Origin of the sequence: Actinotalea sp. (genome assembly GCF_035443605.1) — a bacterium.
Taxonomy (GTDB): Bacteria; Actinomycetota; Actinomycetes; order Actinomycetales; family Cellulomonadaceae; genus Actinotalea.
This window is the reverse complement of the sequence record NZ_DAORSQ010000003.1, coordinates 25,575-46,688: the sequence shown is the minus strand read 5'-3', so window position 1 is coordinate 46,688 and position 21,114 is coordinate 25,575. Positions and strand designations below refer to the sequence as shown.

General features: G+C 75.6%; 16 protein-coding genes and 1 riboswitch. Of the genes, 10 read left to right on the top strand and 6 right to left on the bottom strand.

What is annotated here, in order from left to right:
* Positions 1 to 122 precede the first annotated feature (122 nt).
* Positions 123 to 217: riboswitch (glycine riboswitch) on the top strand.
* Positions 218 to 376: 159 nt separating this feature from the next.
* The 7 genes from gcvP to PKY62_RS00855 all read left to right on the top strand — a co-directional run bounded on the left by gcvP (position 377) and on the right by PKY62_RS00855 (position 7,442).
* Positions 377 to 3,244, top strand: coding sequence for an aminomethyl-transferring glycine dehydrogenase (gene gcvP, locus PKY62_RS00885; protein ID WP_324533903.1), 2,868 nt, complete (start codon positions 377 to 379; stop codon positions 3,242 to 3,244).
* The gene (gene gcvT, locus PKY62_RS00880; RefSeq protein WP_324533901.1) at positions 3,241 to 4,578 is read left to right on the top strand and encodes a glycine cleavage system aminomethyltransferase GcvT; all 1,338 of its coding nucleotides are present in this window, start codon (positions 3,241 to 3,243) and stop codon (positions 4,576 to 4,578) included. Before gcvP ends, gcvT begins: the two co-directional genes overlap by 4 nt.
* Positions 4,579 to 4,667: 89 nt before the next feature.
* Positions 4,668 to 5,039: a glycine cleavage system protein GcvH gene (gene gcvH / locus PKY62_RS00875; RefSeq protein WP_324533899.1), complete on the top strand. Its 372-nt coding sequence runs from the start codon at positions 4,668 to 4,670 to the stop codon at positions 5,037 to 5,039.
* 251 nt (positions 5,040 to 5,290) lie between these two features.
* Positions 5,291 to 5,527, top strand: a complete 237-nt coding sequence (locus tag PKY62_RS00870; RefSeq protein ID WP_324533897.1) for a LuxR C-terminal-related transcriptional regulator — start codon at positions 5,291 to 5,293, stop codon at positions 5,525 to 5,527.
* 121 nt (positions 5,528 to 5,648) lie between these two features.
* Positions 5,649 to 6,359 carry a hypothetical protein gene (locus PKY62_RS00865; protein ID WP_324533895.1) on the top strand — a complete coding sequence of 237 codons (711 nt, stop codon included), beginning with the start codon at positions 5,649 to 5,651 and terminating at the stop codon, positions 6,357 to 6,359.
* Between the two features lie 87 nt (positions 6,360 to 6,446).
* Positions 6,447 to 6,881 carry an NUDIX domain-containing protein gene (locus PKY62_RS00860; protein ID WP_324533893.1) on the top strand — a complete coding sequence of 145 codons (435 nt, stop codon included), beginning with the start codon at positions 6,447 to 6,449 and terminating at the stop codon, positions 6,879 to 6,881.
* 3 nt (positions 6,882 to 6,884) lie between these two features.
* Positions 6,885 to 7,442, top strand: a complete 558-nt coding sequence (locus tag PKY62_RS00855) for a hypothetical protein (protein WP_324533891.1) — start codon at positions 6,885 to 6,887, stop codon at positions 7,440 to 7,442.
* A gap of 31 nt (positions 7,443 to 7,473) precedes the next feature.
* Here the strand turns inward: PKY62_RS00855 and heR are convergent, their stop codons facing one another.
* From heR to PKY62_RS00830, 5 genes are all read right to left on the bottom strand, one after another.
* Positions 7,474 to 8,286 carry a heliorhodopsin HeR gene (heR, locus tag PKY62_RS00850; protein WP_324533889.1) on the bottom strand — a complete coding sequence of 271 codons (813 nt, stop codon included), beginning with the start codon at positions 8,284 to 8,286 and terminating at the stop codon, positions 7,474 to 7,476.
* 91 nt (positions 8,287 to 8,377) lie between these two features.
* Positions 8,378 to 9,034, bottom strand: a complete 657-nt coding sequence (locus PKY62_RS00845; RefSeq protein ID WP_324533887.1) for a DNA-3-methyladenine glycosylase I — start codon at positions 9,032 to 9,034, stop codon at positions 8,378 to 8,380.
* 281 nt (positions 9,035 to 9,315) lie between these two features.
* Positions 9,316 to 14,256, bottom strand: a complete 4,941-nt coding sequence (locus PKY62_RS00840) for a DUF3418 domain-containing protein (RefSeq protein WP_502875763.1) — start codon at positions 14,254 to 14,256, stop codon at positions 9,316 to 9,318.
* Between the two features lie 183 nt (positions 14,257 to 14,439).
* Positions 14,440 to 15,276, bottom strand: a complete 837-nt coding sequence (locus PKY62_RS00835) for an SDR family oxidoreductase (protein WP_324533885.1) — start codon at positions 15,274 to 15,276, stop codon at positions 14,440 to 14,442.
* A 112-nt stretch (positions 15,277 to 15,388) separates the two neighbouring features.
* The gene (locus tag PKY62_RS00830; RefSeq protein ID WP_324533883.1) at positions 15,389 to 16,198 is read right to left on the bottom strand and encodes an alpha/beta hydrolase; all 810 of its coding nucleotides are present in this window, start codon (positions 16,196 to 16,198) and stop codon (positions 15,389 to 15,391) included.
* A 287-nt stretch (positions 16,199 to 16,485) separates the two neighbouring features.
* Between PKY62_RS00830 and PKY62_RS00825 the strand changes: the two genes are divergently transcribed.
* Both PKY62_RS00825 and PKY62_RS00820 read left to right on the top strand, forming a co-directional pair.
* Positions 16,486 to 17,358 carry a universal stress protein gene (locus PKY62_RS00825; RefSeq protein WP_324533880.1) on the top strand — a complete coding sequence of 291 codons (873 nt, stop codon included), beginning with the start codon at positions 16,486 to 16,488 and terminating at the stop codon, positions 17,356 to 17,358.
* A 201-nt stretch (positions 17,359 to 17,559) separates the two neighbouring features.
* Positions 17,560 to 17,913, top strand: coding sequence for an STAS domain-containing protein (locus tag PKY62_RS00820; protein WP_324533878.1), 354 nt, complete (start codon positions 17,560 to 17,562; stop codon positions 17,911 to 17,913).
* A gap of 360 nt (positions 17,914 to 18,273) precedes the next feature.
* On the opposite strand, the gene PKY62_RS00815 is transcribed toward PKY62_RS00820, so the two are convergent.
* The gene (locus tag PKY62_RS00815; protein ID WP_502875762.1) at positions 18,274 to 20,508 is read right to left on the bottom strand and encodes a S9 family peptidase; all 2,235 of its coding nucleotides are present in this window, start codon (positions 20,506 to 20,508) and stop codon (positions 18,274 to 18,276) included.
* A 129-nt stretch (positions 20,509 to 20,637) separates the two neighbouring features.
* Between PKY62_RS00815 and PKY62_RS00810 the strand changes: the two genes are divergently transcribed.
* Positions 20,638 to 21,114, top strand: a 477-nt coding sequence (locus PKY62_RS00810) for a metallophosphoesterase family protein (RefSeq protein ID WP_324533876.1), incomplete at its 3' end; no start/stop codon positions are given.

The window sequence follows — 21,114 nt, the reverse complement described above, 5'->3', positions numbered from 1 at the left end:
TCCACCCTCCGCACGTGCCCCGCACGTGCTCCCACCATGGCGGGCCGTACCACCAGCTGACCCGGGGGCTGACGGCCCGCCGGGCCGCGCCTATGCTCGGTCGCACAACCGAACACGCCGCTCGAGCTGTGGCGGGAGAGCCGTGGGCCCTGGCCCCGGCGCCGAAGGAGCAAGCCCTCCCCGGGAAACTCTCAGGCCCCCGTACCGCCACCGCGAGGCAACTCTGGAAAGCGGCCACCCCTGTGGCCCACCGACGGTGCACACCGTGAGCCCCCGGGCGCACGGCCAAACTCTCAGGTCGGGGCCCTGCCCCGGATGACAGAGCGGGGAGGCCCTGCCCGTCCGGCCTGCGCCGGGCCTGACGTCGGAGCCGCCCGTGACCAGCACACCCGAGAACCAGCACCCCTCCCCGGGCACGCCATCGAGCCCGGCCGCCGTGGGCTTCGTCGACCGGCACATCGGCCCGCGCGCCGCCGACCTGGACCGCATGCTCGCCGTCGTCGGGGCGTCCTCGCTGGACGCCCTCGTCGACGCGGCCGTCCCGGCCGCCATCCGCAGCGCGGCGCCGCTGGACCTGCCGCCGGCCCGCACCGAGCCCGAGGTCCTCGCCGCCCTGCGAGCGCTCGCGGACCGCAACGAGGTGCTCACGCCCATGATCGGGCTGGGCTACCACGGCACGGTCACCCCGCCGGTGATCCGCCGCACGGTGCTGGAGAACCCCGCCTGGTACACGGCGTACACGCCCTACCAGCCGGAGATCAGCCAGGGTCGCCTCGAGGCGCTGCTCGTGTTCCAGACCATGGTCGAGGACCTCACGGCGCTGCCGGTGGCGGGTGCGAGCCTGCTCGACGAGGCCACGGCGGTCACCGAGGCCGTGCTCCTCATGCGCCGCGCGGTCAAGGGCCGGCTCGACGGTGCCGTGGTCGTCGACGCCGACTGCCACCCGCAGACGCTGGCGGTGGTCCGCGGTCGCGCCGAGGCGATCGGCCTGCCGCTGGTGGTCGCGGACGTGTCCGCCGGTCTGCCGGCGGACGTGGACGTCGTCGGCGTCGTCGTGCAGCAGCCCGGGAGCACCGGTCGCCTCATCGACGTCGCGCCCCTCGTGGCGGCGGCGCACGAGCGCGGCGCGCTCGTCACCGTGGTCGCCGACCTGCTCTCGTTGACGCTCCTCACCCCGCCGGGGGAGCTGGGCGCCGACGTCGCCGTCGGGTCCTCGCAGCGCTTCGGCGTGCCGCTGTGGGGCGGCGGCCCGCACGCCGCGTTCATGGCGGTGCGGCACGGTCTGGAGCGCACGCTGCCCGGTCGCCTCGTGGGGGTCAGCACCGACGCCGACGGCGCCCCCGCCTTCCGCCTCGCGCTGCAGACGCGCGAGCAGCACATCCGCCGCGAGAAGGCCACGAGCAACATCTGCACGGCGCAGGCCCTGCTCGCCGTCGTCGCCGCGATGTACGCCGTGCACCACGGCCCGGACGGGCTCCGCGCGATCGCCGAGCGCGTGCACGGCCACGCGGTCGCGCTGGCCGCCGGCCTGCGTCGCGCGGGGGTCGAGGTGGTCCACGACGCGTTCTTCGACACCGTCCTGGCCCGGGTCCCCGGCCGGGCCGACGCGGTGGTGGCGGCCGCCCGAGCCGACGGCATCAACCTGCGCCGCGTCGACGCGGACCACGTCGGCGTCACGACCGACGAGCTGACCACCGCCGCCCATGTCGCCGTCGTGGTCGCCGCCCTCACCGATCCCGCCGCGACCCCGCTCACCCCGACGGCGGCAGACGGCGCCATCCCGCCCGCGCTGCGCCGCACGAGCGCGTACCTCACGCACCCGACGTTCCACGCCCACCGCTCCGAGACCGCGATGATGCGCTACCTGCGCCGGCTCGCGGACAAGGACCTCGCGCTCGACCGCACGATGATCCCGCTGGGCTCCTGCACCATGAAGCTCAACGCCGCGGTGGAGATGGAGCCGATCTCCTGGCCGGGCTTCGCCGACATCCACCCCTACGCGCCGGCCGACCAGACCCGCGGCTACGCGGAGCTCGTCGCGCAGCTCGAGGGCTGGCTCGCGGAGATCACGGGCTACGCCGCCGCGAGCGTCCAGCCCAACGCCGGGTCCCAGGGCGAGCTCGCCGGGCTGCTGGCCATCCGTGCCTTCCACCGGGCACACGGCCAGGGCGACCGCGCGGTCTGCCTCATCCCCGCCTCGGCACACGGCACCAACGCCGCGTCCGCGGTGCTCGCGGGGATGCGGGTCGTCGTCGTCCGCACGGCGCCCGACGGCGAGATCGACCTCGACCACCTGCGCACGGTGCTCTCCGAGCACGCCGCCGACGTCGCGGCGATCATGATCACGTACCCCTCGACGCACGGTGTGTACGAGGCGCACGTGCGCGAGGTCTGCGACCTGGTGCACGCGGCGGGCGGGCAGGTGTACATCGACGGGGCCAACCTCAACGCGCTGGTGGGCCTGGCGCGGCCGGGCGACCTCGGCGGGGACGTGTCCCACCTCAACCTGCACAAGACGTTCGCCATCCCCCACGGCGGCGGGGGACCGGGGGTCGGGCCGGTCGCGGTCGCGGCACACCTCGCGGCGTACCTGCCGGGTGCCGGGAGCACCCAGGTCAGCGGGGCCCCGCACGGGTCGGCCGGCGTGCTGCCCATCTCGTGGGCCTACGTCGCGCTGCTCGGACCGGACGGCCTGCGGCGGGCGACCGAGGTGGCCGTGCTGGGCGCCAACTACCTCGCCGCCCGCCTGGCCGAGCACTTCCCCGTGCTCTACACGGGCCCTGGCGGGTACGTCGCCCACGAGTGCATCCTCGACGTGCGCCCGCTCACGGCCGTGACCGGGGTCACCGCGGAGGACGTCGCGAAGCGGCTCATGGACTACGGCTTCCACGCGCCCACGCTGTCCTTCCCCGTCGCCGGCACGCTCATGGTCGAGCCGACCGAGAGCGAGGACCTCGGGGAGCTGGACCGCTTCGTCGCGGCCATGGTCGCGATCCGCGGCGAGATCGACGCGGTCGCCGACGGTCGGTGGTCGCTGGCGGGCTCGCCGCTGCGCGGTGCCCCGCACACCGCGGCGAGCGTGCTCGTCGAGGACTGGGACCGGCCCTACAGCCGCGAGACGGCCGCCTTCCCGGTGCCGTCCCTGCGGGCCGCGAAGTACTGGCCGCCGGTGCGCCGCATCGACCAGGCCGCCGGCGACCGCACGCTCGTCTGCACCTGCCCGCCGATCGAGGAGTACGTATGAGCGAGCCGACCGCCGCCCCGGATGCCACCCTGCCCGTCGATCCCGCGGCGGCCTCGGACGCTCCCGCCGCCCGGCCCGGGCCGCTGCACGCCGAGCACGTCGCCCTCGGCGCCGCGATGACGCCGTTCGCGGGGTGGTCGATGCCGCTGCGCTACACCTCCGACCTCGCCGAGCACCACGCGGTGCGCACCGCCGCGGGGTTGTTCGACCTGTCCCACATGGGCGAGATCCGGGTGCGCGGCGCCGGGGCCGGGGGTGCCCTGGACCGCGCGCTGGTCGGCGACCTCTCGGCGCTCGCCGTCGGCAGGGCCCGGTACACCATGCTCTGCCAGCCGGACGGCGGCATCCTCGACGACCTCGTCGTCTACCGGACCGGCGAGGTGGACTACGTCGTCGTCGCCAACGCGGCCAACGTCGCCGTGGTGCTCGCCGCGCTGCGGGCGCGCTGCACGGGCCCGGACGTCGACGTGGTCGACGAGTCCGCGGGGACGGCGCTCGTCGCGGTCCAGGGACCCGCGGCCGCGGGCATCCTCGCGCCGCTCGTCGCCGCGGGTGACCGTGACGCCGTCGTCGGGCTGCGCTACTACGCCGGGGTGACGGCGGGCCTGATGCTGCCCGGTGGCGTGCCCGGTGGCGTGCCCGGTGACGTGCCCGGTGGCCTGCCCGGCAGCACGCCCGGCAGCACGGTGACGGCCTGGGTCGCGCGGACCGGGTACACCGGCGAGGACGGCTTCGAGCTCTTCGTCCCTGCCGCCGACGCCCCAGCGCTGTGGGCGGCGCTGCTCGAGGTGGGCCGCCCGGCAGGGCTTGTCCCCGCGGGCCTGGCGTGCCGCGACAGCCTGCGGCTCGAGGCGGGCATGCCGCTGTACGGCCACGAGCTGGACCGGACCACGACCCCGCACGACGCGGGTCTGGGCCGCGTGGTCCGGCTCGACAAGACCGACGCCGATGGTGCACCGCTGGACTTCGTCGGGCGCGCGGCCCTCGCGGCCCGAGCCGGCTCGGAGCCGTCCCGGCGGCTGGTGGGGCTCGTCGGGCTGGGGCGGCGTGCCGCGCGCGGCGGCTACGCGGTGCATGTCCCGTCGATCGACGGCGCCGGCCCGGGCGGTCGTGCCGGAGGGGTGCCGGCCGGGCCCGGTGGGACGGGACTGGGCGCGCACGTCGGCGAGGTGACCTCGGGGGCGCCGTCGCCCACGCTGGGGGTTCCCGTCGCGATGGCGTACGTGACGCCCGAGGTCAGCGCCGAGGGCACCGAGCTGGTCGTCGACGTGCGCGGGCGCGCCGAACCCGTGCGCGTGGTGTCCCTCCCCTTCTACCGTCGACCCCAGGCCTGACCCCGACCCCGACCCCGGTTCTGGAACCGATCGGGGAGTCGGGGGGACCGATGCGTTCCAGAACCGCCCACCTGCACCGAGGAGAACCGATGAGCAGCATCCCGGCCGACCTGATGTACAGCGCCGAGCACGAGTGGGTGACCGCCGGGTCCCCCGTGACGATCGGCATCACCGACCACGCGGCCGACGCGCTGGGCGACGTCGTGTTCCTCGAGCTGCCCGAGGTCGGCGCCGTGCTGACGGCCGGCTCGGTGTGCGGGGAGATCGAGTCGACCAAGTCCGTCTCCGAGCTCTACGCGCCGGTGAGCGGCACGGTCGTCGAGGTCAACGCCGAGGCGGTCGCGGAGCCCGCCCTCGTCAACGCCGAGCCGTACGGCCGGGGCTGGCTGCTGCGGGTCGAGGTCACGACGCCCGGCCCGCTGCTCTCGGCGGAGGAGTACGCGGCGCTCGTCGAGGGCTGAGCGGGGAGGCCCGGGCGCGTCGCACTACTCCGTTCGGGTGAACGCGGGTCGAAGCCCCTGCTCCAGGTCAGGGCTGTGACCTGGGCCGATGCACCGGGTGACGGCTTGTACCCCGGCCCCACGGCGCCTGCAAGGGTCCCGGGCGAGAACTGCGGGTGAAAGTCGCGTCATGGCCTCGGCAGAACCCGCTCTCTCCAGGTGTACCCGAACGACGGTGCTCCCCCCGGCACCGTGACCCCCTGGAGGTTGTCATGGCCATCGAGACCCTCGACCTGCGCATGGTGCCGTCGCAGCGCACGTCGCTGACCCGCCGTGAGCGCGTCATCCTGTCGAACCTCGACGAGGAGACCACGCTCGAGGAGATCGCGAGCCGGCTGTTCGTCACGCGCAACACCGTCAAGTCGCAGGTGCGCAGCGTCTACAAGAAGCTCGGCGTCTCGACCCGCGCCGACGCCGTGGAGTTCGCCCGCCAGTTCGGCCTGCGCTGAGCCGCCGGCTCCTGAGCCCCGGGCCTCGCGGCCCGTGGTCCCAGGAGCCACCGTGCTCGGCCGTGCGTCGCTCTGCCGGGCCGCTCCCCGGTCGCCCGGGGATGTGCAGGACGAGGAGACGATGAACGGTCCGGGCACACCAGCGGTGCCGGTCGAGCACTGGGCCCCCGCCCAGCTCGTCCTGGCGCGACGTCGGCTCACCCTCGTCGGCCCGCTCAGCGTCGCGCGCGACGCCGCAGGCGTCGTGGCACTCCAGCACGTCCCGGCCCCCGTCGGGCCCGACCGCCAGGGCGGACCGGCCGGTGGGGACCGAGCGCCCGGCCCGTTCGGTCGCATCTGGTCCGTGGCCCCCGTGCCCGCGGCACCGGGCGTCTTCGCCCTCGTCGATGCCGGCACCGTCCGCTACGTCGGGCACAGCCCCGACCTGGGGCGCACCTTCTCCCGGCACGGCCTCGGCGAGGTCTCGCGCCGCGGCGCGGCCGACCCCGTCGAGGCGGAGCACCGCCGGCTGCACCACCTGCTGGTCTCCGCCGCCGTCGAGGGACGCACGATCGACCTGTACGTCCTGGTCAGCGGCCTGCCCGCGCCGCGCGGCATCGGCTGGGCGCTGAGAGGCCTCCTGCGCGGACGGCCCGTCGGTGAGCGGGGCGTCGATGCGCAGGGTGCGGGCGACCCGGATCCGGGCCGTGGCGCCGACGGCGTCGGGGGGCCCGATGTCGGCGGTGGCGCGGCCGCCGGGACGACCGCAGCGGCCTCGCCCGCGGCGCGTCGGCCGGCCGAGCTCGCCGAGCAGATCCGCGCCGCGGCCCTGGGCAGCTGGCAGCTCCCCTGATCGCCGTCGGGCCCACGCCGAGCCCCGACGTCGTGGACCATCGTCGCGACCACCCGCCGCCCGCCTGCCGTGCCCCAGACTGATCCGATGAGCCCTCCCGTCCTCGTCGTGGCCGCGGCGCTGGTGGACGACCTCGACCTGCCGCGTCGCCTGCTCGCCGCACGCCGGCGTCGGCCGGCGGCACTCGCGGGGCGGTGGGAGTTCCCGGGCGGCAAGGTCGATGACGGCGAGTCGCCCGAGCAGGCCCTGCACCGCGAGATCGCCGAGGAGCTGGGGGTCGGCATCGTGCTCGGGGCGCCCGTCCCGGCGCCGGGCGGCGGGGACTGGCCGATCTCCGAGCGGTACGCCCTGCGGCTGTGGTCCGCCGTGGTGCTCGACGGGGTCCCCGCGCCGCTCGTGGAGCACGACGCGCTGCGGTGGCTCGGACCCGACGCGTGGCTGGCGGTCCCGTGGCTCGACGCCGACCTGCCGATCGTCACCGCGCTCGCCCGGCAGGCGCGGAGCCCGGCCGGGTTACGGTGAGGCATGGTCAAGGACCCGATCCGCTCCCATGAGGACGTCGTCGGCGAGACGGTGGTGCGCAGCCGGACGGGCCGCGGGCGCGACGAGTGGTTCGCGCTCATGGACGTCGCGGGCGCGGCGGACTGGACCCACGGTGTCGTGGCGCGGTGGCTGGTCGACCAGGGGGTCGATGGCTGGTGGGCCCAGTCGCTGACCGTGGGCTACGAGCAGGCGCGCGGGCGCCGGCTGCCCGGCCAGAAGGCCGACGGCACCTTCGAGACCTCGACGAGCGCCACCCTCCGGGCCGACCCCGAGCGCGTGCTCGCACTGCTCACCGCGCCGCTGCGGAGCGGGTGGCTCGACGTCGAGCCCGTCGAGCGCTCCGCGTCGGCGCGGCGCGTGCACTGGACGTGGCCCGACGGCACCCGCGTGACGGTGCACCTGTACCCGGTGGATCCGGACCGGGTACGGGTCTCGGTGCAGCACCACCAGCTGCCCGACGGCGACGGCCTCGCGGACCTCAAGGCCGCCTGGACCGCCCGGTTGGCGCGGCTCAGGGCGGCCGTGGCCGAGGGGGCCTGACGCTCGCCGAGCCCGACGGACCCCGCGGGTGTCAGCCGGCGAGCGTGCCCCCGAAGACCTGCCACGCGAGCGCCGACTTCGCGATGAGGCTGAGCGTGACGTACGCGCGCTCGCCGACGAGGTAGTCGCGGAACCGGCCGAGCCGCCGGTACTGGAGCCACTGGACGAGCGCGAAGACGTTGAAGAAGGCGAAGAGCGAGACGATGATCGCGTAGACGAAGGTCGGCGGCTCCGCACCGCTCGTGGACCCCGGGGCGACGACGTAGACGAGGATCGCGAGCCACGGGACCACCCCCGCCAGGCACCCGAAGACGAACGGCAGCCAGCCGCGGTCGCCGGGCTGGTGGTACTTCTCCTGGAGCCACCCGAACAGGATCATCGAGGCGTTGACGCCGAAGATCGCGAGCAGCGCGGCCACGTCGCTGATGCCGGTGATGAGCGCGATGAGCACGATCATGAGCGAGCTGGACAACGAGTACTCGACCCATCGGAAGACGTTGATCTTCTTCTCCAGGCCGGCGACATACCGGTCGAAGAACCCCGGCGACGCGACGACGCCGTGGAAGACCGCCGAGAGGGCGAGGAAGCCCGCCACAGCGATCCCGACCGGCACGTCGAGGACGGGGACCGTCTCGCCGGGGGACCCGGGCGGGCCGATGAGGTACGTGCCCGTGATCGGGATGGTGAAGTCGTTGGCCAGGGCCAGCACGGCGGCGGCCTGGACGGCGTGGAAGGCCGCGGCGACGAGGTTGTACCGACGCAGCGAGGCGTACCTCGCGGAGCGGTCCTCGGACTCGGTGTCGGCGGTGGGCTCGGCCGGGCTGGCGGCGGCTGCTGCGGTCACGGGGTCTCCTCGGGTGCGCCTTGCCGCTCGGGCGGCAGATCCTCAGCCTACTGAGTATCTGCGGCAGGCGCCCACCAGGGGGGCGACGCGGTCACCGTCGGGCGGAGACCACAGGGCAGCAGGCGAGGTGGTCGTCGACCAGACCGCAGGCCTGCATCGCGGCGTAGGCCGTCGTCGGGCCGACGAAACGGAAGCCCGCGGCCTTGAGCGCACGTGCCAGGGCAGCCGACTCCGCCGTGCTCGTCGGCACCTGCGCGAGGCTGACCGCGCGCGGCCGGCGCACGGGCTGCTCGGGCGCGTGCGCCCAGACGAGGTCGGTGAGCGTGGTCCCGGCGGACCACAGGTCCAGCACGGCGCGGGCGTTGGCGATGGTCGCCGCCACCTTGGCGCTGTTGCGCACGATCCCTGCGTCGGCCAGCAGTCGCGCGACGTCGCCGTCGTCGAACCGGGCGACCACCTCGGGGTCGAACTCGGCGAACGCCAGCCGGAACGCCGGCCGCTTGCGCAGCACCGTGATCCAGGAGAGCCCCGACTGGAACGCCTCGAGGCTGAACCGCTCGTAGAGCGCCGCGTCGCCGCGCGTGACGCGTCCCCACTCGACGTCGTGGTACTCCTCGTAGAGCGGGTCCCCGTCGCCGAAGCACCGGGCGCCGGGTTGGCTCGGCGTGGTCGCCGGGGACGGCGGGGGTGTCGGGCTCGGCGTGCCCGCCGGGCTCGGCGGGGGTGCGGCGGGGGTCGGGCTCGTCATGCGAGAAGTCTGGCGCAGGGCGGTGACAACGGCGGGCCGTCCACAGGGTCGTCGGGACGGCGGTCCGTCGGGCCCGGTGCGACGGCGGTCGCACCATGACCCGCCCCTGCGGAGCGTGCGGCGGGTGGTGCGGGAGTGGAGCCGGGGTGGTCCCGTCGGCCCCGTCAGCACCCTGCGCACCACGGTCCGTACCGGCGGGTCGGGCGCCAGTGCGGCCGGCGGGCCGGCGAGCCGGTGGGTCCGCCCGCGCACCTGCCCACCCGGGGTCAGCCTGCGAGGGGTCAGCCTGCGAGCACCGACCGGATGCGCTTGAGCGACACGGGCACGGCCGTGCCGAGCTGCTGCGCGAAGAGGCTGACCCGCAGCTCCTCGACCAGCCAGCGTGCCTCGGCGATCCGGGCGTCGCGGGACGCGTCGGGGGCGGCCGTGCGGGCGGCGTCCACGACGGCCTCGACCGCCGCGCTCGCCTCGCGGACCTGCGCGGTGAGCGCCTCGTCGCGGTGCGGGGACTCGGCGGCCTTGGCCAGCCGGTGCAGCGCAGCGCGCAGGTAGCGGACGAGGTGCGGCAGCCGGGCGGCGCCGGCCGTGACCACGAAACCGTCGCCGACCAGCGCGGTGAGCTGGGCCCGGACGTCGGCCCGCGCCCCGAGCAGGCTGAGGCTCGCGGTGGTGCGCAGCGCGGCGTCGACGTCGCGGGCGGCGGTGAGCACCGTGACGAGGTCGGCCGCGACGCGGGCCGTGCGGTCCTCGAGGGCGTCGCGCAGGTCGGCACGCAGCGCCCGGTACGCGGCCTCGTCGCGGACGGGGCCGGGCGCGCGCTCGGCGAGCAGCGCGTCGAGCGCCGCACGCTGCAGGTCGACGACGAGCGCCGCGGTGCTCGGGTAGGGGCTCGCCGCGAGGGTCAGTGCGTGCGTGTTCGACCAGCGGCTGGTCACTCGGCCCGTGGGCAGCACGAGCTCGCCCAGCAGCAGCTCGCGGACGGCGCGCGCGTGCCGGTCGGGCGCGGCGTCGGCCAGCACGCGCAGCGCAACGGACGACGGCGCGTCGCGGCGGGGGGTCTCGACGACGAGCGTGGGGTGGCCCAGCACCGTGTGGCCCGCGGCCGTGGACCGTACGACGTCGGGGATCCGGCCGTCCGGGAGGGCGGTCGGCCAGGTGGTCAGGGCGGGCTGGTCGAGGGCAGCTGCGGGGACGTCCTCGGCGTCGCTCCGGGCCGGGCGGGCCTCGGGCGAGGTCCCCCCACCGGGTGCGGAGCCCGACCCCGGAGCGGAGCCCGACCCCGGAGCGGAGCGTTGTGGCTGTGACACGCCGGCGGGTCCGACCGCATCACTCCGCTCGACCCCGGAACGCTCCGCACCGACGCCGGAACGCTCCGCACCGACGCCGGAACGCTCCGCACCCACGCCGGAACGCTCCGCACCGACCCCGGAACGCCCCGCACCCGCACGGGCCCCGTCCCCCCCCACCGCGGTGGACTCCCGCACCGCGGTCCGGACGGCGTCGCGGACCGCGGACCGGACCGCCTGCTCGGCCTGCGTGGCGAGCCGGCGCTGCAGCGCGACGAGGTCGGTGCCCTCGTCGAGCAGCACCGAGGCACCCGCGCGCTCGTCGTGCACCCGGAAGGTCATCGTCAGGTGCGCCGGGAGCCGCGCGTCCGCCCAGGCGTCGTCGGGCACCTCGACGCCGCGCAGGGCACGCACCGCACGGGCGAAGACCTCGCGCCACGACGGCGCCATGTCCCCGGCGCGGACGGTGTCCGCCCAGGCCGGCTGGGTGCGTTGCATCCACGCGACCACCTCGCGCGCGACGTCGGGTGCGGGCACCAGCTGGACGCGGACCGCCTTGGGGAGCGAGCGGATCGTCGCCGTCGCCAGCTCGTGGTGCAGGCCTGGCACGAGCCAGTCGAACCCGTCGGGCGCCACACGGGTCAGCACCGCGACCGGGACGTGCACGGTGACGCCGTCGGCGGCGGTGCCCGGGTCGTACTGGTAGGTCAGCGGCAGCTCGAGGTCGCCCTGCGGCCACACGGCGGGGAAGCGCGCCGGGTCGACAGCGTGCGCGGCCTCGTCTGCGACGAGCATCTCGAGCGTGAGGTCCAGCAGCGTCGGCTGCGTGCGCCGGGCGGTCTTCCACCACGTGTCGAAGTGCCGCGCGGAGACGACGTCGGCCGGCACCCGCTCGTCGTAGAACGCGAAGAGCGCGTCGTCGTCCACCACGAGCCCCCGGCGCCGTGCCCGGTGCTCCAGCTGCTCGGCCTGCTCGAGCACCGCGGCGTTGGCGTGGAAGAACGCGTGGTGGGTGGTCCACTCGCCGCCCACCAGCGCGTGCCGGAGGAACAGCTCGCGTGCGTGCTCGGGGTCCACCGCCGCGAAGAGCACCCGACGCTGCGCCACGATCGGGACGCCGTAGAGCAGCACCTTCTCGAAGCACGTCGCAGCGCCCTGCTTGGTGGACCACACGGGCTCGGAGTACGTGCGCTTGACGAGGTGCGGGGCGAGCTCCTCGGCCCACTCGGGCTGCACGCGCGCGACGTCCCGGGCCCACAGGCGTGAGGTCTCCACCAGCTCCCCCGCCATGATCCAGGCGGGTGGCCGCCGCGACAGCGGCGATCCCGGGAAGATCGCGAACCGCGCGCCGCGCGCTCCCAGGTACTCGTTGCGCGCCCCCTTGCGCGCGGGCTGGCCGCCCTTGGCCGACGACGAGCCCTTCGCCCCCGCGCGCACCTCGGTCGCCTCCTGCATCCCGAGGTGGGACAGCAGGCCGGCGAGCAGCGACTGGTGGATCCGGTCCGCGTCCCAGCTCAGCCGCAGGTCGACAACGACGGCGTCGTCGCGGACCTGGGCCTCGTCTGCCGCCTCCTGCGCGCTCAGGGCCCGCGCGCCGGGAGCGGAGCGGCGCACCGTCCCGCTGGCCGGCCCGGCCGAGACGGTCGCGGGCGACCCGGGCGGGCGCACGACGATGCCCAGCGGTCGGGCCATCTCCTTGAGCTGCGTGACGACGTCCTGCCACTCGCGCAGGCGCAGGTAGTTGAGGTGCTCGGCGCGGCACATCCGGCGGAACGCGCTGCCGGACAGCTCGCGCTGCTGGTCGCGCACGTGGTGCCACAGGTTGAGGTAGGACAGGAAGTCCGACGTCGGGTCGGCGAAGCGGGCGTGCGACTGGTCGGCCTGCGGTCGCTGCTCGACGGGGCGCTCGCGCGGGTCCTGGATGGACAGCGCCGCCGCGATGATCATGACCTCGCGCGCGACGTCGCGCCGTCCGCCCTCGACGACCATCCGCGCCAGCCGCGGGTCCATCGGCAGCTGCGCCAGCGCCCGGCCCACCTCGGTGAGCCGTGTGACGCCGTCCTGCGTCTCGAGCGCGCCCAGCTCGACGAGCAGCGCGACGCCGTCGCGCACCGAGCGGGTGTCGGGCGGCTCGACGAACGGGAACCGGGCGACGTCCTCCGGGCTGGCCGCGACGCCCACGGCCACCATCTGCAGGATGACCGAGGCCAGCGAGGTGCGCAGGATCTCGGGCTCGGTGAACTCGGTGCGCGAGTCGAAGTCGGCCTCGGAGTAGAGCCGGATCGCGACGCCGTCGGCCACGCGTCCGCACCGACCAGAGCGCTGGCGCGCGCTCGCCTGGCTGATGGGCTCGATCGGCAGCCGCTGGACCTTGGTGGTCTTGGACCAGCGCGAGATGCGCGCCGTGCCGGGGTCGACGACGTACCGCACGCCGGGGACGGTGAGCGAGGTCTCGGCGACGTTCGTGGAGAGCACCACGCGGCGCGTCCCGTGGGACTCGAACACGCGGTGCTGCTCGGCTGCGGACAGGCGTGAGTAGAGCGGGAGCAGCTCGACGCTGCGGGGGGTGGTCGGCCCCGACCCGACCGCGCGGGGGCCGAGGTGGGTGCGCAGCGCGTCCTCGGCGTCGCGGATCTCGCGCTCGCCGGAGAGGAACACGAGGATGTCGCCGGGGCCGAGCGCGGAGAGCTCGTCGACCGCCTCGCAGATCGCGGTCATGAGGTCGCGCGGCTCGGCGGGAGCGGCGGCGGCGGATCCTCGGCCGGGACCGGATCCTCGGCCGGGACCGGATCCTCGTCCCGGACCGGACCCTCGTCCGGCGCCGTGCGGAGGCTTGCGACCTCGAGTGGAGCGTTCGGGTGCGACACGCCCGTGTGTCGCGGCCCCGACGCTCCGCACCGCGGAGGCGAGAGGGGATCCGACCGCGTCGGCCGAGGAGGAGGTCGTCCCGGGCGAGAGGTCCGGGTCGAGGCCGTCGAGGGGGTCCTCCGCGGGCTCCGGGTCCGGGGTCAGCGGCCGGTAGCGGACCTCCACCGGGTACGTGCGCCCGGTGACCTCGATGACGGGGGCCGGGACGCCGTCGGGGTGCTCGGCCGACGGCGGTCCCGCGAAGTGCCGCGCGAACCGCTCGGAGTCGATGGTCGCGGAGGTGATGACCACCTTGAGGTCCGGCCGCTGCGGCAGCAGCCGCGTGAGGTAGCCGAGGATGAAGTCGATGTTGAGCGACCGCTCGTGCGCCTCGTCGATGATGAGCGTGTCGTAGGCCAGCAGCTGCGGGTCGCGCTGGATCTGGGCCAGCAGGATGCCGTCGGTCATCACCTTGACGAGCGTCTGCTCGGAGGACTGGTCGGTGAACCGCACCTGGTAGCCGACGATCGTGCCCAGCGCGCCCGAGCCCCCGGTGATCTCCTCGCTGACCCGCTCGGCGACGGCCCGCGCGGCGATGCGTCGCGGCTGGGTGTGCCCGATCTGCCCGGTGCGGCCACGCCCCAGCTCGAGCGCGATCTTGGGGATCTGCGTGGTCTTCCCCGAGCCGGTCTCCCCCGCGACGATGACCACCTGGTGGTCCCGGATCGCGGCGGAGATGTCCGTGCGGCGTGCGGAGACGGGAAGCTGCTCGGGGTAGGTCAGCGGCGGCACGACGACGGCGCGGCGCACCTCGGCGCGGCGCTCGCGGCCGGCGGCGCCGCCGTGGCGGTCGGGATGCGCGGCCCTGCCTCGCGCCTCGCCGCGTCGACCACCGGAACGGCCCGGCCGCGCCGCGAGCGCCGGCGCCTCGACGGAGGCTTCCGCACCGTCCTCGGTCGTCGGCCCGTCCTGCGGGCTCGTGGTGACCTGCTCGTGTGCTGCGGCGGGGCGTCGTCGTCCACGTCCGCGCGCGCCGGAGCGACGTCGGGGGTCCGACGTCGGCTGCGGGGCGGGGGGCTGGTCGCTCACGGTCCTCCATTGTCGCCGAGCGCGGCGGCGGCGGTCGCCTCGATTCCGGGCAGGCGTGGCGGCGGCCACGAGACGCGTCAGAGCCGGTCGGCCGGCCGCACGAGCACGGCCGCCCGGAGGAGCGCGCCCGGCCGCACGAGCACGGCCGGCCGGAGGAGCACGCCCGGGCTGCAGCGCGGCCGCTCAGGCACCGGCGAGCACCTGCGCCAGGCCCAGCGGCGGTCGGCCGGTGAGCCGTCGGACGTCGTCGGACACCGTGGCCATCTCCCCGGCCGCGATCGCCGTGTAGGTCGAGACCCACGCGTCGACCTGCCAGCCCGGCGCGTCGTAGGGCGCCCTGGAGGCGTACGCCTCGGGCAACGACTCGGCGACGTACCGGATCTCGCGACCGGTCGAGGTGCCGATCTGCCAGGCCACCTCGGCGAGCGTCATCGCGTGCGGGCCCGTGAGCTCGTAGGTCCGCCCGGCGTGCCGACGCGGGTCGAGCAGCACTGCCGTGGCCGCGCGGGCGACGTCGGCACGCGCCACCCCGGCGAGCAGGCCGTCCCCTGCCGGGCCGCGCAGGGCGTCGTCGGGCCCGACGAGGTGCGGCAGCAGGTCGAGGTAGAGGTTGTCCCGCAGGAAGGTCCACCGCAGCCCCGAGCGGCGCGCGTGGTCCTCGGTGGCGCCGTGGTCGCGCGCGAGCGTGAACGTCGCCGACGGCCCGGCGCCGACGAAGGAGGTGTAGACGACGTGCTCCACGCCGGCCTCGGCGGCGTCGTCGAGGAACGCGACGTGCTCGGCGACGCGGTCGGGGCTCTCGGCGGCGGAGACCATGAGCAGCGTGCGGATCCCGTCGAGCGCGGCGAGCGCATCCCGTCCGTAGGTCACGGCGGCGACCTCCGCGCCCGGCAGCTGCGGCGCGCGTCGGGGGTCGCGCACGAGCAGCCGCTGGGCGACCCCGGCTGCGGCCAACGTCTGCGCGACGAGCCCGCCGAGGTGGCCGGTGGCGCCGGTGACGCCCAGAGGTGCATCGCTCACCGCCCGAGCCTCGCACGACGGAGCGCCCCACGCCCTCGCCAGCCCGGTTCTCTGCAGGTATCGGTCCACAGACGACCCAGATCTGCAGAGAACCGGATGGGGTGGGGGAGGGTCAGCCGAGGTGGAGGGAGAGCCAGTCGAGGGCCTTGCGGACCACGGCGTCGGTGTAGTCCAGCAGCGCGTGGTCCCCGCCGCTCACGACCTCGAGCGCGGAGCCCGCCGGCAGGTACGGCAGCCCCACCCGGGACCGGGTCAGCAGGGGGTGCTCCTCGCCGTCGACCAGCGCCCCGCCGTGCACCATGAGCACAGGGCAGGCCACCGCGCCGAGCAGCGACTCCTGGTCCACGTCGGCGAAGTCGGCGAGCGTCTGCGCGCTGATGACCATTCCCGTACGGCCGGACGGGCCGTCGTCGAGGATCGTCGTGCGACCCGTCGCGTCGAGCTCCGCGAGCTGGGCCGGTGAGAGCACCTGGTCCCAGGGGTGCAGGATCGGGCCCGTCACGGCCCCGGTGAGAACCATCGCCTCGACGTGGGGCGACGACGTGCGCAGCGCGACGAGCGCCCCGAGGCTGTGCCCGTGCACGACGAGTCGTGGGTAGCCGGCCGCGATGAGGTGGTCGTAGGCCGCGGTGAGGTCCTCGACCTGACGGCCCACCTCGACGACGTCGTCGTCGGACGCCCCGCAGCCCGCGAAGTCGAGCTGCAGCGTGGCCAGCCCACGCTCGCGGTAGGCCGCGGCGAAGACGTCGGCGCGGCCGCGCGAGGAGCGATCGGCGAGGAACCCGTGGGCGAAGACGACGGCGCTGCCCGACGGCGCGACCCAGCCGGGGGCCGCCGGGGTCGCCTCGGCACGCGGGGGGGCCGGCTCGAACGTCGCCGCGAGCCGGATCCCGCGCGGGGTGGTGATCGTCACCTCGGGCATGGCTCCACGCTAGGGCGGGCGGATGTCGGACGTGTGAACACGGTGCGACGGTCCGCGACCGTGGGCGACCGTGGGCGGGAGTTAGCCGACGGTCCGCGACGGTGCGCGACGGTCCGAGCGGGGTGTTGGCCGGTCGGCACTGCGGGCGCCGCCCCCCTGACCTGCGCGAGGACGTTGGGCCCTTGCGTCCGGACCCCACCGGGACGACGGTGGAGGGGACGCGAGACGCCGTGAGCGCGGATGATCGCCACCCGTGCCGCCGCCCTCGCACGGGGAGGTGGGCCACGATGACCAGGAAGATCCTCTGCGGCGTCGAGGGTGTCCCGAGCAGCGACGACGCGCTGGTCTGGGCTGCCAGGGCGGCCGCGTTGCGCGGGTGGACGCTCGAGCTGGTGACCGCGACCGGGTTCCCCATGGCGGCGATCGACCTGCTCTACGACGACGCGATCATCCAGGGCGCGACGACCCTCCTCGAGGATGCCGCGGCCCGGGCGCGCGCGGCGGCTCCCGGCGTGCCGGTCCAGGTGGACGTGGATCGGCGGGTCCCGGCGCTCGCCCTCGTCGAGCGGTCCCGCGAGGCCGACCTGCTCGTCGTCGGCTCCCACCGGCTCAGCGCCGTGGAGCGGGTGTTCTCCGGATCGCTGAGCTACCAGATCGCGGCCGGGGCGCACTGCCCGGTCGTCGTGGTGGCGCACCTGCCGGGACCCGAGGCCACGGGCGTGGTGGTCGGCGCGGACGGCTCGGCGGACGCGGTCGAGGCGATCGCGCTCGCTGCTGCCGAGGCGGACTGGACGGGCCAGGACCTGCACGTCGTGCACGCCTGGCAGGAGCCGACGACCTTCGCGGCCACCGACGTCTTCCCTCTGGGCGTGGTCGAGCAGGTCGAGGAGGAGGAGCGGCTGGTGCTCGCGGAGTCCGTCGCCGGCCTCGCCGAGACCTACCCGGACCTCGTGGTCCACACCCACCTCCTGCACGAGCAGGCGGCCACCGCGCTGCTCCGGGTCGCGGCGGGCGCGAGCCTCGTCGTGGTGGGCAGCCGCGGGCGGCACGGGGTGGCTCGGCTGCTGCTCGGCTCGGTCAGTCACACCGTGGTGCTGCACGCGCCGTGCCCGGTGCTGGTCGCCCGGACCAGGGTGCACCTGCAGCACGCGCACGACTGACCTGCACGACGACGGCGGTGCCGGCTCCCGGTCGGCGCCGCCGTCGGCGCGCGCGAGGGCGGGGGCGGCACGTCGTCGGGCCGGTGCCCGTGCCGGCAGCGGGAGGGGACGAACCGGGACGACTCGCCCGGAGCCGGACGCGGGGGCGCGCGACCGTGCGCCGTCGTCGTACTGTGCTGGGCGAGACAGGATGGGGACCCGATGACCGAGCCCGACCACGACGGCCCGCTCGACCACCCGGTCGGCGGCCTCGAGGCCGTCGACCTCGCGGACGGCACCCTGGTGCGGATGTGGGGCGACGTCGACGCGAGCCTGCGCGGGCAGGCCAGCGCGGTGATGGCGCGCGCGCTCCAGCACGGCGGTGCGGTGGTGGTGGACGCGTCGGCCGTGGAGTTCCTCGACTCCTCGGGCCTGGCGTTCATCCTCCAGCTGCTCAAGGCCGCGCAGGAGGACGACCGGCACGTCGTGCTCCGCGACCCGCCGGCCCTCGTGCTCGACATGTTCGACCTGCTGGGCATGGCCGGGAAGGTCCCGCTGGAGTTCACGACCCGCTGAGCCGCAGGCCTGCGGTGTCGGCCGCCCGCCGTCGGCCCGCCGGCCAGCGTGTCCCTCGGCCCGCTGGCCAGTGCGTCCCTCGGCCCGCCGGCCAGCGTGTCCCTCGGCCCGCCGGCCAGCGCGTCCCTCGGCCCGCCACGGTCCACCTCTGCCGACGGTCGGGCCGGTCGTCGTAGCGGCGGATGGTGCGGGTGGTGCCCGTGGTGCGGAGACGAGGGCTCACCCGCCCCTCGCGTCCCAGGTGCCGCTACGACGACCGCGGCGTCGGGCGACGGCGGCGTCGGGCGACCGCGGGGCCGGGCGACCCGGCGTCGGGCGACCGCAGGGCCGGGCGCCGGGTGGCGGGCCGCACGCCCCGCGTCAGCCCAGCGTCTCCGGGCGTGGTGCGGGTCCGGCGTCCAGCACGTGCTCGCCCAGGAATCCGAGCACCACCTGGTACCAGACCTTCGCGTGCTGCGGCGAGAGCACCCAGTGGTTCTCGTCGGGGAAGTAGAGGAACCGGTGGGCGGTCCGGCCCTCGGCGTCGGCGGGCAGGCGTGAGGCGGACAGCAGCTCGTACCAGAGCCGCAGGCCCTCACCGATGGGCACCCGGTAGTCCTTGTCGCCGTGCACCACGAGCATCGGGGTGACGATCTCGCGGACGTGCCGGTGCGGCGAGTTCGCCGCCGCCATCTCCTCGGTCATCTCGCGCGCCCAGTAGAACGACGCGTCGGTCGTCGGCCCGAACTGGTCCAGCGCCCACAGGCTCGCGTGCGTGACGATCGCCCGGAACCGGTCCGTGTGCCCCGCAACCCAGTTGGCCATGTACCCGCCGAACGAGCCGCCCATGGCGGCGGTCCGCGTCGCGTCGATGTCGGGCCGCGCCTCGGCGGCGTCGGTGATCGCCAGGAGATCGGTGTAGGGCTCGGCTCCCCATGCGCCCCAGCCACGCTGGATGAAGTCCTGGCCGTAGCCGGTGGACAGCGCGGGGTCCGGCAGCAGGACGGCGTAGCCCTGGGCGACCATCAGCCACGGGTTCCAGCGCCACGACCAGGTGTTCCAGGAGCCCAGCGGCCCGCCGTGGATCCACAGCAGGAGCGGTGCCGGGTGCTCGTGGTCGCAGCCGTCCGGCAGGGCGAGCCAGCCGCGCACCTGCACCGGGCTGGCCCCGATGGCGCCCTCGCCGACGGTGGTCCGGACCTCGGTGAGCGTGCCGGGCAGCGTGGGGGGCGGCGCGGGCGCGCGCAGCACGGTGACGGTCCCGCGCGGGTGACCCTCCTCGTCGGCGAGCTGGATCCGCACGGGGTGGGCCGGCGCGAGGTAGGACGAGCGCAGCGCGTAGACGACGCTCGCGTCGGGCGCCACCTGCAGGTCGGAGTAGGCGTGGTCGTCGACCGTCAGCTGCGTGACGGTGTCGGACTCCAGGTCGACGACGAACACGGGCGCGCGGCCGTCCTGGTCCGCCGTCACCACGAGGCCCGAGCCGTCCGGGAGCCACTGCAGGCCCGTCACCCACCGGTCCCAGTGCGCGACGAGCGCCGCGGGCTCCGCCGAGCCGTCGAGCGGCAGCAGGTGCAGCGTGACCCGCGGGGCGTGCTCGGGGTCGGAGACGGACTCGCGCACGTAGGCGACGGCCCGGCCGTCCGGGGAGATCACCGGATGGCCGACGTCGGCGGCCGGGTCGTCGACGAGCAGCGTGCGCTGCCGCGTCCGCACGTCGATCCGCGCGAGCGCGGTGCGCACGGCCCCGCGGGCCTGCAGCAGGTTCCACGTGGTGACGACGGTGGTGCCGTCCGGGCTGAGGTCCAGGTGGGCCTCGCGCAGAGCCTCGCCGGGCGTGGGTGCGAGGTCGGTGACCGGCAGGTGCTCGACGCTGTGGCTGGCCACCTCGACCGCGCGCGCGACGTCGTCGCCGGGACGGTACGTCCAGCCCAGCAGGTGCGGGGCTGCGGGGCCGAGGTCGTGGTCCCAGTACCGGACCGGGTACCCCTCGTGCAGGATCGCGCTGACCTTGGCGTCCTTGCGCACCGCGCGCAGGCGCTCGTCGTCGTCGCCGTCCTGCGCGGCCCGGAGCTGGTCGCTGAGGAACACGACGCCCGTCGACGCGCGTGCCGTGCGCAGGCCGCCGACCCCGCCGGGGCGCGTGGCGACCACGCGGGCCTCGCCCCCGCCCGCAGGCAGCACCCACAGGGCCGGCGCGTCGAGCGGCTTGTCGTCCTTCGCGTCGGCGTCGGGGCGCTTGGACGTGAAGAGCAGGTCGCCGTCGGGCGTGAACGCCGCACCCGACTCGCCCTGCGCGCTGCGGGTCAGGCGGCGCGCAGGCTTGGCACGTGACGGGTAGACCTCCCACAGCGCGGTGCGGGCGGTGGTGCGGTCGTGGTTGAGCGTGGAGACCTGGGTGACGAGGCGCGAGCCGTCCGGCGAGAGCACGAGGCCGGACATCCGGGGCAGCGCGACGTACTCGTCGAGATCACCGAACGGGGTGGTGAAGGTCCCGGCCCCGGCGTCCGCGTCCGCGCCGGGGTCCGGCTCGGCGCCGTCCGTGGGCTCGTCGGCCTCGGGGGCGAGATCCGGGACCAGCCGCAGCGAGGGTCCGGTGCCGTCGGTGGGCTGCATGGTGGTCTCCTGGTCGTCGTGCGGGGATCTCCTCGGATCCTGCCACCCGGCACCGGGATCGTCCCGGTGCCGCGCACGGCTGCCGCGGACGGCTGCGCGTGTGTCGGCCGGGCGGGCTAGCGTCGCGCCATGCGGATCGTGCACACCAGCGACTGGCACCTCGGTCGCACCCTGCACGGGGTGGACCTGCTCGGCCACCAGGCCGCGTACCTTGACCATCTCGTCGACCTCGTGCGCGCCGAGGACGCGGCCGCCGTGGTGGTCTCGGGGGACGTCTACGACCGCGCCCTGCCGCCCGTCGAGGCCGTCGCGCTGCTGGCCGACGCCCTGGCCCGGCTCAGCGAGCGCGCCGCCGTGATCCTCACGCCGGGCAACCACGACTCGGCGATCCGGCTCGGCTTCGGGGCCGCGCTCATGCGGTCCGGTGTGCACCTGCGGGCGCGCGTTGCCGGGATCGGCACGCCGGTGGTGCTCGCGGACGAGCACGGCCCCGTGCACGTGCACGCCCTGCCGTACCTCGACCCGGACGCGGTGCGCCGCGAGCTCGCGGACGACGACGCCGCCGTCGGCCCGGACGGTCTGCTGCCGCGCTCGCACGAGGCGGTC

Coding starts and splice junctions, on each gene's coding strand:
- gcvT (WP_324533901.1), top strand. CDS start 3,241: ATGAGCGAGCCGACCGCCGCCCCGGATGCCACCCTGCCCGTCGATCCC.
- gcvH (WP_324533899.1), top strand. CDS start 4,668: ATGAGCAGCATCCCGGCCGACCTGATGTACAGCGCCGAGCACGAGTGG.
- PKY62_RS00870 (WP_324533897.1), top strand. CDS start 5,291: ATGGCCATCGAGACCCTCGACCTGCGCATGGTGCCGTCGCAGCGCACG.
- PKY62_RS00865 (WP_324533895.1), top strand. CDS start 5,649: ATGAACGGTCCGGGCACACCAGCGGTGCCGGTCGAGCACTGGGCCCCC.
- PKY62_RS00860 (WP_324533893.1), top strand. CDS start 6,447: ATGAGCCCTCCCGTCCTCGTCGTGGCCGCGGCGCTGGTGGACGACCTC.
- PKY62_RS00855 (WP_324533891.1), top strand. CDS start 6,885: ATGGTCAAGGACCCGATCCGCTCCCATGAGGACGTCGTCGGCGAGACG.
- PKY62_RS00845 (WP_324533887.1), bottom strand. CDS start 9,034: ATGACGAGCCCGACCCCCGCCGCACCCCCGCCGAGCCCGGCGGGCACG.
- PKY62_RS00830 (WP_324533883.1), bottom strand. CDS start 16,198: ATGCCCGAGGTGACGATCACCACCCCGCGCGGGATCCGGCTCGCGGCG.
- PKY62_RS00825 (WP_324533880.1), top strand. CDS start 16,486: ATGACCAGGAAGATCCTCTGCGGCGTCGAGGGTGTCCCGAGCAGCGAC.
- PKY62_RS00820 (WP_324533878.1), top strand. CDS start 17,560: ATGACCGAGCCCGACCACGACGGCCCGCTCGACCACCCGGTCGGCGGC.
- PKY62_RS00815 (WP_502875762.1), bottom strand. CDS start 20,508: ATGCAGCCCACCGACGGCACCGGACCCTCGCTGCGGCTGGTCCCGGAT.